We start from the raw sequence: 13,062 nt of genomic DNA on the forward strand, positions 1-13,062 counted from the left end.
ATGAAAGAAACATTCAGATCCATAGAGCAATCGAATCCCAGTTACGGTATCCGGAATTTACACTTTGTAACCATTAAGTCGCCACAGTTGGGGACACGTGGGGATATTTGCATCTATATACCAGAAAATTGCCCTATGGATGCCCCGGTAGTGATTTTGTTGCATGGTGTTTATGGAAGTGCCTGGAGCTGGCCGCTATCCTCGGGCGTTCATGAGCAGGTCGATCAAGCAATAAAAGAGGGCATAATCAAGCCACTGATTCTTGTGATGCCCTCTGACGGGCTTTGGGGCGACGGTTCCGGCTATGTAAAACATCAGGAGCAGGATTTTGAAAAGTGGATTGTGGAGGATGTCATCGCAGTTGCTCGGCAGCTAGCCCCAGATCAGATCAGTCAGGCTTCCAAATTCTTTATTGCAGGGCTTTCTATGGGCGGCTATGGCGCCATGAGAATTGGCGCGCGACATCCGGATGTTTTCACATCGTTCGCCGGCCTTTCGTCCATTACCAGAATTGCTGAGTTTGCACATTTCGTAGAAGAAGATCTTAGCAGTTACCAAATGGATACAGAACTATCCTTGATAGATAGTTTAATAGCTAACCAAGAACGATTGCCTTACTTCCGATTCGATTGTGGAAAAGATGATCTACTCCTTGCATACAACCGAAAACTACACTCTAAGCTATTAGAAGCCAATATTCCCCACGATTATGAAGAGTTTGAAGGTGGGCACAGCTGGGACTATTGGAAAAATAATATTATGAAAACGATATTATTTTTTAATTTACGTTTCTAGAAACCAATCAATAAACGAAACTACACATGCAACAGACTTCAAAACGATCAAAGCCTAGGCTTACCCGTGCTCAGATTTTCAACATGAGCTTTGGGTTTTTCGGTATACAATTTGGCTTTGCCCTGCAGACAGGAAACGCCTCCCGCATACTTCAAACCTTCGGTGCCGATGTGGAACATTTATCGCTTTTTTGGTTAGTTGCCCCGCTTTCAGGGATGCTCATTCAGCCGATTATCGGTTATTTCTCAGATAAGACATGGACCAGATTGGGAAGACGCAGGCCCTTTTTTCTAGGCGGAGCGCTGGTGGCAGCGGCAGCACTTGCCCTGATGCCCAATGCTTCCGTCCTGACCTTACTGATTCCGCCATTACTTATCGGCGCCGGAATGCTAATGATCATGGATGTTGCATTTAACGTTTCGATGGAGCCATTCCGGGCTTTAGTTGCTGACAACCTGCCCAAGGAACAACATGGCTATGGCTATGCGGTGCAGACCTTCTTAATTGGAGCCGGTGCAATTATAGGGTCATTCCTGCCTTATGTACTTTCCGAATATCTTGGCGTCTCGAAAGTCGCAGAACAGGGACATGTGCCCGACAATGTTATCTGGTCGTTCTATGCCGGAGCCATCGTATTGGTCCTCTCCTTGTTATGGACAGTTGTCACGACGAAGGAATACTCTGCGGAAGAACTGCGTTCGTTTGACGAGCATGCTGATGATGAGGAACAGCATGCACATAGCTTTGGCTCTATATTTAAAGACTTTAAGAATATGCCAACGGCGATGAAGCAACTGGGCTTAGTGCAGTTCTTCTCTTGGTTTGCCTTGTTTTCTATGTGGGTATTTACCACACCAGCGATAGCACAACATATTTACCATCTGCCTGCGTCTGATACCTCGTCCGCAGCGTATGCCGATGCCGGAAATTTAACTGGGGTGCTGTTCGGGGTGTACAATTTGGTGGCGACGATATTCGCCCTTATCCTACCCAAACTCTATCAGGCTATCGGGAAAAAGAAAACGCATATGCTGGCTTTAGGCGTCTCAGGAATTGGCCTTATATCGATTCTATTTATACAAGACCCCAACTTATTGTATATCCCAATGATTGCGGTTGGCATTGCTTGGGCAAGTATATTGGCTACGCCATATTCCATCCTATCGGGCGTTGTGCCGGCAAAAAAGATGGGCCTGTATATGGGTTTATTCAATTTCTTTATCACCTTGCCTCAATTGGTCAATGGAGTACTCGGGACCATATTGGTGAAGCATGTATTTCAACATCAGGCGGTGTATTGTTTAACGATGGCGGGAGTTTTTATGCTTCTTGCGGCAGCCTCGACGATGACCGTCAAAGCAGACTAACTTAAGCTTGTGAAGAATTTCGGACCACTAAATCCGAACGCATCATTACAAACTTTTCCTCTTCCGCTAATGATTCTCCTGAAAGCTGCTTCAATAAGGTTGCGGCAGCCTTCTCCCCGATTAGTACCGCCGGTTGGCGCACAACTGATAGCGGAGGATGCAACAGCCCTGCTATTTCCAGGCTAGAAAAGGATACGACCTTTAGGTCTTGCGGAATTTGTATGCCCATGCGTCGACACACATAGTAGGTTGAAAATGCTAATCGCTCTACCGAAGCGAGGATCCCGTCTGGTGCTTGCTTGCGAATAGCTGTCTCAATAATCTCGCTGTTTTCCTCATAGGAATTTGAACAGTCAATAATCAAGCGCTTCCGCATAGGAATCTTATATTTCTTCAACGCATCTTCATAGCCCTGCATACGGGTTTTACCAATCGATAATTCCTTATTGATAACCAGATAAGCAATACGTTGGCAGCCGTTTTGGATAAGATGCTCTGTTGCCATAAAGCTACTATGGTAATCGTCTGTAACAATTTTTGGCAAGTCTATATCATCATAGATACGGTCGAACAGCACAATCGGAAGATGCTCATAATTGATGCTCTCCAAATAACTGTGATCCGTCGACTCACCCGATGCCGACATAATGACGCCATCAACACGCCCACTCGCAAGACTACGGATGAAATCGCGTTCTTTTGCGATATCATCATCGGTAACAAAGATCAAGATATGATATCCGTGTTTTTTAGCTTCCTTTTCGGCGCCCTGAATAATCTGAGTGAAGTAGTTGTTGGCTAGTTCTGGCAGAACAATGGCAATAGTCTTGCTCTTTTGTTCGCGCAGATTGCTCGCATAATGATTCGGTTGGTAATTGAGTTCCTTCGCAACCTTCAAGATACGCTCTTTCGTCTTCGGATTGATATCACTACTATCCCGAAACGCACGAGAAACCGTGGACTTCGACAAGTTCAGCACTTTTGCCAATTGGATAATATCAATCTTTGCCATAACAGCGTCTATCTTATACTAGTAGCATCTTTAACGGGTAGAAGTCCTGGTTTTACAGCAATTCTATTCATAAAGATTGTGCGCTAATATAGCAAATTTGCACTTGTACTGCTAAAGTATTTTAAGGGATTGATTCCACGAAGAACGCTTATCTCCTGCTGTTTACATATGTGTCCACAGGTATCCGCTTGCAAAGAGAATCTGCAGGATGAAAGTTATCTTATTTAGGAAACCCTTTCGTCTGGCAAAAACGATGAAAGAAAGGATAGTCGACATAAAGAAAATAACATCCCAATAAAAATGCCCAAAGATTGGCACTTTTTCGAAGGCTGCCACCGCGTCGACCATGGTTTCATGCATGGACGAGCAATATACCCAATAGCCAAAATATGCGACATTGAGCAGAAAGGAGCCATAAGCGAGGACTAGTTTATAATCTTTCATCGTTTCGAATTGGCTATTACTTGAAAATAGCGAATCTTTTTGAGGAATGATTCGAGGATGTTATTTATTATAAGCTTTTCAGACCCATATCAAAACCCTTTGCGAGCGGTTATGATTGGGTTATACATTGGGTTTGAAAGGGGAGTGAAAGGGTTTTAAGCTAAAGAAGAGTTGAGGCTGGGAGGAACGATAATAGGAAAGGCTGCCAATCGGCAGCCTTTCTTTTTTATGAATGATTAGGGAATGTTAATTCGATTACTTTGTTTTTAGTATCTTCCTAACTTTCCGTAGAAGATCGCTGTCTCGTCATTAGACTTGATTAATCCGCCGATAGTTCCTGCGTTAGGATCCGAGCTAGTCAAATAAGTCAATTTAAAGACTCCTTTGTCAAAATAATTTCTCACTGCCAATGATACCCATCCATTATTCCAGTTTCCATTTGTAGAGATTGGGCTGGTTAGGGTTAGTGTTCCATCCACCAAAGTATAGTTATAGTCTGCAGACGCAGAATAAACCGTTGAGCCATTTGTGAAACGAACATCCAAAGTTGCAACGCGGGCACTGGTCAATTTAAATGTAAGCGACACGGTTCTCATATTATTCGAAGCATGGAAATTTGTAAGCGCTGTCCAAGTAGCATTAAAGCTAGAATTGATTCCCGGAGGCAAAGTTAAACCATTGATTGCCATTCCGTTGAAAGCGCCTGAATAATTGAACATGACATCAATCGGCAAGATTGGCATATTAGTGCTCATTACAGGATATTTCGTACCGTTGGAGTCATACACAGAGAGATTATTGCCCTCAACTTCTCCTCTAGTAAATAATACATCTCTATGCAATCCGCCACTTAAAATATCGAAGCCTGTTAGATTGAATGCAAATTTAGACGTGTTAATGATCGCTTTATTACTAGCATCAACAGATCCGAAATCAATTGTCTTTGATGTGTTTGACAAAGTCAATGCAATTCTTGTTTTAACGCCGGCAAGATCCACTTCGATATAAGGGTTGCTATAAGATTGGTAAACAGCAGTTGTTTTATCTATAGATGTCTTATAAGATCCATCGTTGTAAGCAACCTTTTCTGCCGCGGTTGCTTTAGTTAATATCAGGGGTTGCTTATACCTCTTCCCGCGCATGTAGATAGAATCGCCAGAGTTTTTCACGTATTCAAATTCAATATCACTTTGATATCCGTTCGGTGCTGTTCCTCCGTAATTTCCAGAAGGTTCCTGAAGCATCGTTAAATAATTGAACGTATCAAAAACTAAAGATGCATTCATTGCCCAAATTACACGATATGTTGATGTATTCGCAGATGTAGAAGTTGCAGCGGTAAGATCGCTAAGCATTTTTACATTTTTCGCATCTTCAAAATTAAAATAGAATCCATACCCTCCTTTAGCACCTGTTGTTAGATGTGCTTTCCATCCATTTTCCGCTGAGGTTAACATTCCACGAAGCTCATTCAAGCGCTGGCTCATGCGTTCTTCGGGCTTTTCGCCGAACGTAAGATCTACCTTTTCTTTTTCACAACCAGCTAATAAGAAAAGGCCAACTATATATATTAATATCTTTTTCATTTTTTCTTATTTTAAGGTAACTGGACCATATAAATAATTTGTTTCATCGCCAGCAACATAGAATCCAGCGAATTTCATGGAGTTATTATAACCTACAATCGTTGGAGACACCCAATCAGGTTTGAACGTATTTGTTTCTAAATACGTAATTAACGCCCTCCAACCTTCGATTACAATTCGGCCATTTTTATATTCTGTATCAGTCAGCCCTTCATCTACATATTTGAGTTTGATTGTGCCATCAGTATTGTATGTCATCGTGAAATCATACCATGCCGCAAGATTAGATCCTGCAGCATTTTTATACGCAGCCTGCAATTGAACTTTGTTTTCATTTAAGAAAACTAAGTTGAAAGATACCGCCTGACGACCTGCGTTGTTTGAAATCGTAGGTAATTTCGCTTTAACTTCTTTCCAAACGGCGTCAAATGCTACCGATTTACCGTACAAGGTGTATTCAGTTCCTGAATCCAAGTTGAAGTTAATTGAAGCAACACGGTTGTTCTTCAAGTTCGTCAAAAACGCCTGACTTTGGTCACCATAAGTCTGGTTTAACATCAAATAAACTTCGTACTGTAATTCTTTAAAATCAATATCAAAGAACTGTTTGTAGTAGTCTTCAACGATGGTTTGCTTTGCTCTTAGCTTCTTTGCACCATCTTCAGAAGAGGCTGCAATACGTTGATTATAGTACGCTTGACCTTCGATTAAAAGATGGGCTACGGTTTCTGCGAAATCTTCGCCAAAATTACTTCTCGAATATTGAGAAATAAATCCTAGGCGCAACGCCTCCGCGTCCGTATTTGCAGCTGCGGTCCAGTCAGCAACATGGTCGGTGGTTACCTCTCTAAAGGAGGGAGGAATTGCAACGATTTGATTGACGATGTGCGTAAATTCATGATGAATCGTTCTTAAGCGACGCTTAATATCAGTCGGACTGTTAGGATTGACATTATTGATATCATAAAGTACAACTCTGCGTCCACCATCTGCGGTTCCTAATGTCACCGACCCATTGGAGTTATAAGCGTGCGAACCAAACAATACAAATTGTTTAGGCGTGTAAGTTTTAATAAACGTTGGGCCTGCGACCTTTTCAAATACTTTTAAGAAGCCGTTTATCACCATATCAACAGCCGGTTGAACTTGTTCGATTTTCGGAGGCGATATGTTTTTATTGATATCAGTTTGACTTCTGTCAAAACGGTATACCACTTCAATGTTATAAGGAACCGTTAAGTTGGTATTTATATAATCATCTATTGGAAGTTTCTCAAATGTGTCATAGTTATATTTAGTCAAATCGACATCTAAGTTTTCATCCTTACTACAAGATGATATTCCTAACCCTAAGGTTAGTGCTAATATGCAGTTGAATAATCTTTTCATAACTTTTTTACCTTGGGTTAAGTTCAACACCAGCTAATTGTGCTTCACTAGGAATTTGGAATACTCTTCTTAAATCATTTGGTTCAAGAACAATTTCAGATTCGGTGTCATCAGGAGCAATTACTACATGAGTTACCGGAAGTTTATGTCTAACGATATCCATCCAACGAACACCTTCTGACATAAATGCTCTTTGCTTGATTCTCAAAATCGCCTCAGTTATTGCTTTTTTCGGATCGTCTATCCCATAAGAAGTGGTAGCTTTCTCCACGGTCAATCCATGCGTACCGATAGCAAAGTTTTGAACTCTTGTGCTTAAAAATTGGTTAATGTCTGCTAATGCTTTTCCAAAATCGCCTTTTTGCACATACGCTTCCGCGCGATTGATTAATGCTTCATCTGCAGTAAGCAAGGGTTGCATAATATAAGGATAGCCGATTCCAGCTTGTACGTTCGTGTAGTAGAAATATTCATTGTACATATACACCGAGTAATGCTGCCCAGAGTTATAACTAATCCCTCTCGAATGCATAGTTGTTCCTGTAAATACAGGTGTGTTGAACATCTCATTATATTTTCGCTGCCCATAACCGAATCTCGAATAAATAGACGAGTTAGTTCTTTGATAAACTGAGTAAGTCTCCCGCAATAAGAGATTATAATCTTTATCTGCTTTGGTCAACTCAATCAATTGTTGCGCTAGGCTATAATTCTGAATTGTCGTTGTGATCGGTCTAATTTTTCCAGCATAGTCTCCGCCAGGGAACACATTATTTGCAGCAGCAATTGCCTTATCCCATTCGCCCGTAAACATATAAAAGCGGGCAGCGAAAGCGTTGGCTGCAGCAGATGTAAAATGGTATTTTGGAACTTTCCATTTACCGCCTTGTAATAATGGAAGACCTTCTTCAAGATCTTTTCTGATTTTGTCGTAGGTATCCTTTACCGTTTCTCTATCATAGGATTTTAAAGCGACTTTTTCGGGCGCATCGACATACGGAATACCCGGGGAAGAATTATCGCCTGCAATATTATAAGGTTGCGCGAAGAAAATTGAAAGCATAAAATGCCCATAAGCTCTCGCGACTAAGGCTTCGCCTTTGTACGCGTTTGCTTCCGCTCCGAAATTATTGTCTGCAATTGCCTCCAAAGCTTGGTTTGCAGCTGCTATCCCTTCATATACGCCATTCCAATATTGTGTTGGGGTATTGTTTCCACTGCCCTCGACATCTTCCCACATGTAATAGGAAACATAAGGATCATCAATATGACCAATCGCTGCCCCCTTGTCGATGACATTATCAGAATATGATTCTGCCATCGCTAGATAGTTATATCTCGGATATGCAGAGCCTACCAACTGCGCTACTTTTTCGACATTATCGATCTTAGTTCGCATATCAGGGGCATGATCTAAATATTTTTCACAAGAAGTTAGTGAACCAACCCCTAGGAAACTTAATAGAATATATTTATAAATTTTCATTGTTATCAGGTATTAAAATCCAACTTTTAGTGAAAGCGTGTATTGTCTTGGAACTGGCATCGCTACACCACCGTTATTAAAGAATTCTGGATCTGCTCCATTAAGCTTCTTATCAGAATAAAGCAAGGCGATGTTGTTTCCTACCAACGAAACTTGCGCTGTTGTCATTCTTAATCTGTTCGCGATGCTCTGAGGAAGGGTATAAGACAATTGTACTTGTTTCAATCTAATAAAATCACCTTTCGCAACACGTTGGTCAGAATAGTTGTACATGTTATAAGGGTACACCGCTGATACAGCTGATCCATTTGGACGTAACACGTTATAATTCATTGAATGTGCATCCAACAAAGACGGTATATTAGTAAGCTGCTCGTCACCAGGTATTAACCAACGATTTACCATGTCTTTACTAATTGCTGTTAGATCGTTATAAGACGCTTCATAAGTTGGTTGTAAACGAATGTAGTTTCCTGTAGAGAATGTGAATAAAGCCGTTAAACCAAAGTTCTTATATCTGAAGTTATTATAGAAACCTCCTGTAAATGTTGGGTCAACCGGGCCATGGTACGTTAAATAATCGATGTCTTCACTTTGAGGGTTGATATAAGTATCTTTAATTCCTTCTGTTCCGATAAAAGTAGGGAAACCATAATTCGGGTCTAAGCCATCGAATTTCGCTGAAAACAGGCCTCTTTGCGCGTGGTTTAATACCGCGGCACCTTCGGCACGTACAAGCGTCCAAATGTTCTGGTTAACATCTAACTTCGTTACTTCATTTTTATTGATACCAAAGTTGAATTGAGTTCTCCAAGTAAATCCGCTTTCTCTTCGAATAGGAAATCCCGCTATCGTTAATTCAAAACCAGAAGCTTTCATATCCGCATAGTTGGCTTGCTTGTTATACTGTCCACCAATACCTGATGTTCTGATCGTACCGATTAAGTCGAAAATATCACGTTTATACCAATCAGCAGTTACATCGATTTTATTGAATAACTGTAAGTCGGCTCCGATATTTAACTCGTATAATTTCTCCCATGTAAGTTCTGAGTTCTCCAGACCGCTAATGAATGTAATTGCTTCTTTCTCATCTTCGTAAGGACGGTAAGAGATACGGTTATAGAATACAGGAGCAGAGTTTGTGGCACTCCCCAGACTTGCAACTAAACCATAAGTCGCACGAACTCCGACAGCTGATAAGATACCATTATCTTCGTTGAAGAAATCTTCTTGGTCAATATTCCATTTACCTGAAACATTCCAGGTAGGCAACCAACGAGCAACTTTAGATTCGCCTAGTTTATTCGATCCGTCAATACGTGTGGTGGCATTGATACTGTATTTATCTTTATAAGCGTATGCTGCGCGGAACATACCTGCAACGAAACGGTCGTACTCATAACCCATACCAAAATATGGATCACCTGCTTCGATCATCTTTTTGAAGAATCTGTAGTTTGGATTCACTAGTCCTCCGTTAGCATATTGGTATCCGACACCTTCATATTCGGAATTCTGGCGATCTGTATGTCTGATTTCGAATGATCCAAATAAATTCAGACGGTGATGTTGCTTGAATGTCTCATCAAATTCTAAGTTCGATCTGAAGTAAAAGTTTTTCAGGTTATTCATGTTAGAATTGAAGAAACCACCTTCAGGAAGAATAACTTGTGGAAGTGAATTTGGTAAATCTGGATCGTTGTACAGATATTTGTTACCGTCAGCAATTGTTGCATCGCCAGCCGCTCTGAACGCGTTTGCCATATTTGACTCCTCCTTGATATAGTGTTGTCTTTCTGTTGTTGCATAGCGATAAGCTGCATCGACTGATGCTGTTAATTGCGGAATAATTTTATAACGCAAGCCCCCTTGAACTTTTAAATCCATATTGTTTAGATTTAAATAGTTGTTGTCAAGCTCGCTTAAGATATTAAATGGCGCGTAGTTAATGGTGTTGTACTCAAGGTTTCCAAATTCATCATAAGGCGTAATTAAACGGCTAGTGTTTAAGGCATATGAATATGGGTTGATATCAAAATCTCTAGAATACTTTCCATAAACTGGGTCTGAAGTTCTTGTCAGCGTTCCTGGAGCACGTTGATCACGGATGGATCCATTAACCAAGATTTCAGCGTTAAATTTCTCGCTGAAACGCATATTGTTTCTGAAGTTCGCTGTATATCTCTTAACATTATCACCTAAGGTTTGTCCAGAGTCATGTACAAAACTTGTTGATAAGTAGGTTTGCGATTTTGCAGATCCTGAAGTTATACTTACGGAGTGGTCTTGCAATAACGAGTTTTTGAAAAGTACGTCGAACCAGTCAGTATTCGCCTTCGCATAACGCTCAAGGAAACCGAGCTTTGCTTCTGTAGTATTCTCTAAACCAAACGTTCCGTTCGACTCATCATACTCGTACATTTTGTTGTACATCTTAGCGAAAATACCACCACTTGAACTTCGTGAAACACTAGAGTGATTGAAATATCCTTTATTATCTAACTCTAACAGAATCGACATCTGTTCAGCAGAATTCATAATGTCGAATTGGTCATAATTTGGTTTCAAGTAAGTTGTAAAGTTACCGGAATAGTTTACATTTGGTTTACCATCTGTATTTCTACCCTTTTTAGTCGTCACGACGATAACTCCATTCATGGCTCTTGCACCGTACATCGCTGTTGCAGCAGCATCTTTTAGGATGGTAAAAGATTCGATATCATCAGGGTTTAATCCTGCTACCGATGAACCGATTAAGGTATTAGCATCCCCTGTTGATAAGGCTTCATTTGAGATATTCACAAGATCTTCTAAGATAATACCGTCTACTACCCAAAGAGGTTTATTTTCTCCAGACAGGGAGGTCGCACCACGCACACGGATTTTCGGAGCAGCGCCAAAAGTACCTGACACGTTTTGAACGGCAACACCTGCCACTTGACCTTCTAACATTCTAGAGATATCCGGCACCCCGTTTCTTTCAGCATCTTTTGCATTAACACGAGTTGTAGCACCAGTAAATAACTTACGATCTAAGTTTTGGTATCCTGTTGCAACAACGTTTACTTCGTCAATAGCTTGTTCTGAGGATTCTAATACGATGTGAATCGTCGAGCGACCATCCACGGCAATTTCTCTAGTCTTATAACCCACATAACGAACGACTAAAGTAGCATTCGCTGGTGCGTTAAGACTATACGATCCATTGTCGCTGGTCGACGTTCCTGCAGCACCGCCCTTTACTTGAACAGAAGCGTTTGAAAGGGCCTTTCCATCCGATCCTTTCACCGTCCCACTCACTTGATGCTGAACAGCGTTCACAGTAGTAGTGAGTACTTTTGTAGATGGCTTATAATTTACAGAGATGGTATTTGCAATAATCTTAAATGAAAAGCTATCACCATTCAATAGTTGCGCCAATACGTCCCTTAATGGAGCGTTATTGACATTAAGATTTACATTAGGTGCATGCCTTAAAACATCGTCGCTATATAGAAACTTATATTTCGTTTGCTTTGATATAGAAAGAAAAGCATCCTCTAGTTTTGCATCTTTAAGACGCAAGGAAACGTTTTGTGCAATTCCATCGGCATAAGCACAAGACATAAAAACCAACAAGAGAAATGTTGTAATTTTCATAATTCGGATAATTATGCCAAAAGGGGAACCATAGAGGTTTCGAGCCCTTTTGCCAAATGAAATGTTATTCATACATTTGATAATTGAGTTAATGAATTAGGTTACTATTTGTTTTTTAACTTGATAAAACTTACAGGAGTGCTGCAACACTCCTGTTTTTTTATTGGTATTGGTTGGTGTAAAATTTTATTTCCATAATCTATTTTTTGGTTATCAATAATTTATTTTTGTTCAGTGCAAATTTTAAGTCGCTGACGAATTCCAACATTTTTATTACCTCCGATAACTTCGAATCTCTCTTGATCTCTCCTGAATAAGTTTCTGTAAGTGATACATCAGATCCTAAGGACACATCTAAATCATACCACATCTTTAACTGGGTTGCAATATCTACGATGTTATCTTTGTTGAAATAAAATTCATTGTTTTTCCAAGCTAGATCTTTTTGAAGATTAGCTTTCCTAACTTGTATCTCATCCCCTCTTATTTCGGCCTTCTGACCGGGCTTGATGATCTCTCTATTTCCTGATTTAGAAACCTCTACCAAACCTTCGGAAAGGGTTGTTTTGGACGTATTTCCATAGGTTGAGACATTAAAGTGTGTTCCTAGAACTTTCACTGTCCCATTTTCTGTCACTACATAGAACGGTTTTTTTGCATCTTTGGCAACCTCGAAATAAGCCTCTCCTTTCAAGTAGACCTTTCTTTCACTCTCGCTGAATTTTGTAGGAAATTTTAACTCGCTATTAGCATTAACCCAAATGGACGTTCCATCGGAAAGCGTTAGTTGAAAATGATTCGCGATAGGAACGACCAACGTATTCAACATGGTAACAACGGAACGCGCTGATAAATTCTGAGATTGGCTCTCCGTAGTAAAAAGATTACTACTCTCCGACAAGCTTAATTTCTCAGCAACCTGCTTTTGTTCTCCATTCGCAAGAATGATCTTCGCGCCAAGCAACGCTGGATTAATATCTTCCGCGACCACAGCAGCAAGTAATTCCCGTTGAATTGCATCGGGAGACGAATTTTCCTTTAACGCCAAATAGCCAAAGCTAGCAATAGCAAGAACTGCCGCTGCGGCACCCCAATAGATAATTTTCTTTCTTCTAGGGTGTCGTTTCTCAGCTTTCTTCCAAGCAGCTTCACTATCTATGGAATCCAACCATGCAAGCTCTTTTTCGTCGACATCGTTGGACATAAGAGAATCTTCGAACGGTTTATTCGTAGGATGGGCTGAATACCATCGCTCTAATTCCATTCGATCTTGGTCCGTCAATTCGTTACGATACTTTTTGACCAATAATTTAGCTATTCTGATTGCGGCTATAATCATGT

9 protein-coding genes are annotated in these 13,062 nt (G+C 40.6%); 2 read left to right on the top strand and 7 right to left on the bottom strand.

The window, feature by feature from the left end:
• On the top strand, positions 1-795 hold the full coding sequence (locus tag DSM08_RS18015; protein ID WP_149527434.1) for an alpha/beta hydrolase: 795 nt from the start codon (positions 1-3) through the stop codon (positions 793-795).
• Positions 796-821: 26 nt separating this feature from the next.
• Entirely contained in the window at positions 822-2,162 is a 1,341-nt protein-coding gene (locus DSM08_RS18020) for an MFS transporter (RefSeq protein ID WP_149527435.1), read from the top strand.
• A gap of 1 nt (position 2,163) precedes the next feature.
• On the opposite strand, the gene DSM08_RS18025 is transcribed toward DSM08_RS18020, so the two are convergent.
• The 7 genes from DSM08_RS18025 to DSM08_RS18055 all read right to left on the bottom strand — a co-directional run bounded on the left by DSM08_RS18025 (position 2,164) and on the right by DSM08_RS18055 (position 13,060).
• On the bottom strand, positions 2,164-3,174 hold the full coding sequence (locus tag DSM08_RS18025) for a LacI family DNA-binding transcriptional regulator (protein ID WP_149527436.1): 1,011 nt from the start codon (positions 3,172-3,174) through the stop codon (positions 2,164-2,166).
• A 162-nt stretch (positions 3,175-3,336) separates the two neighbouring features.
• Positions 3,337-3,618: a hypothetical protein gene (locus tag DSM08_RS18030; RefSeq protein ID WP_149527437.1), complete on the bottom strand. Its 282-nt coding sequence runs from the start codon at positions 3,616-3,618 to the stop codon at positions 3,337-3,339.
• A 266-nt stretch (positions 3,619-3,884) separates the two neighbouring features.
• A complete protein-coding gene (locus DSM08_RS18035; protein ID WP_149527438.1) occupies positions 3,885-5,204 on the bottom strand; it encodes a DUF4302 domain-containing protein in 1,320 nt (439 codons plus the stop codon).
• Positions 5,205-5,210: 6 nt separating this feature from the next.
• Positions 5,211-6,593 carry a substrate import-associated zinc metallohydrolase lipoprotein gene (locus tag DSM08_RS18040; RefSeq protein ID WP_149527439.1) on the bottom strand — a complete coding sequence of 461 codons (1,383 nt, stop codon included), beginning with the start codon at positions 6,591-6,593 and terminating at the stop codon, positions 5,211-5,213.
• Positions 6,594-6,600: 7 nt separating this feature from the next.
• Positions 6,601-8,079, bottom strand: a complete 1,479-nt coding sequence (locus tag DSM08_RS18045) for a RagB/SusD family nutrient uptake outer membrane protein (RefSeq protein ID WP_149527440.1) — start codon at positions 8,077-8,079, stop codon at positions 6,601-6,603.
• A 12-nt stretch (positions 8,080-8,091) separates the two neighbouring features.
• Complete coding sequence (locus tag DSM08_RS18050; RefSeq protein ID WP_223110837.1) at positions 8,092-11,721, bottom strand: SusC/RagA family TonB-linked outer membrane protein; 3,630 nt, start codon at positions 11,719-11,721, stop codon at positions 8,092-8,094.
• Positions 11,722-11,920: 199 nt separating this feature from the next.
• Positions 11,921-13,060 (bottom strand): FecR family protein, encoded by a 1,140-nt coding sequence (locus DSM08_RS18055; RefSeq protein ID WP_149527441.1) that lies wholly within the window; start codon positions 13,058-13,060, stop codon positions 11,921-11,923.
• Positions 13,061-13,062: the final 2 nt, after the last annotated feature.

It is taken from the genome of Sphingobacterium hotanense, assembly GCF_008274825.1.
In the GTDB taxonomy this organism is placed as follows: Bacteria; Bacteroidota; Bacteroidia; order Sphingobacteriales; family Sphingobacteriaceae; genus Sphingobacterium; species Sphingobacterium hotanense.

Bases quoted from the DNA above. Each gene is read 5' to 3' on its own strand.
- DSM08_RS18015 (WP_149527434.1), top strand. From the start codon at position 1: ATGAAAGAAACATTCAGATCCATAGAGCAATCGAATCCCAGTTACGGT.
- DSM08_RS18020 (WP_149527435.1), top strand. From the start codon at position 822: ATGCAACAGACTTCAAAACGATCAAAGCCTAGGCTTACCCGTGCTCAG.
- DSM08_RS18025 (WP_149527436.1), bottom strand. From the start codon at position 3,174: ATGGCAAAGATTGATATTATCCAATTGGCAAAAGTGCTGAACTTGTCG.
- DSM08_RS18030 (WP_149527437.1), bottom strand. From the start codon at position 3,618: ATGAAAGATTATAAACTAGTCCTCGCTTATGGCTCCTTTCTGCTCAAT.
- DSM08_RS18035 (WP_149527438.1), bottom strand. From the start codon at position 5,204: ATGAAAAAGATATTAATATATATAGTTGGCCTTTTCTTATTAGCTGGT.
- DSM08_RS18040 (WP_149527439.1), bottom strand. From the start codon at position 6,593: ATGAAAAGATTATTCAACTGCATATTAGCACTAACCTTAGGGTTAGGA.
- DSM08_RS18045 (WP_149527440.1), bottom strand. From the start codon at position 8,079: ATGAAAATTTATAAATATATTCTATTAAGTTTCCTAGGGGTTGGTTCA.
- DSM08_RS18050 (WP_223110837.1), bottom strand. From the start codon at position 11,721: ATGAAAATTACAACATTTCTCTTGTTGGTTTTTATGTCTTGTGCTTAT.
- DSM08_RS18055 (WP_149527441.1), bottom strand. From the start codon at position 13,060: ATGATTATAGCCGCAATCAGAATAGCTAAATTATTGGTCAAAAAGTAT.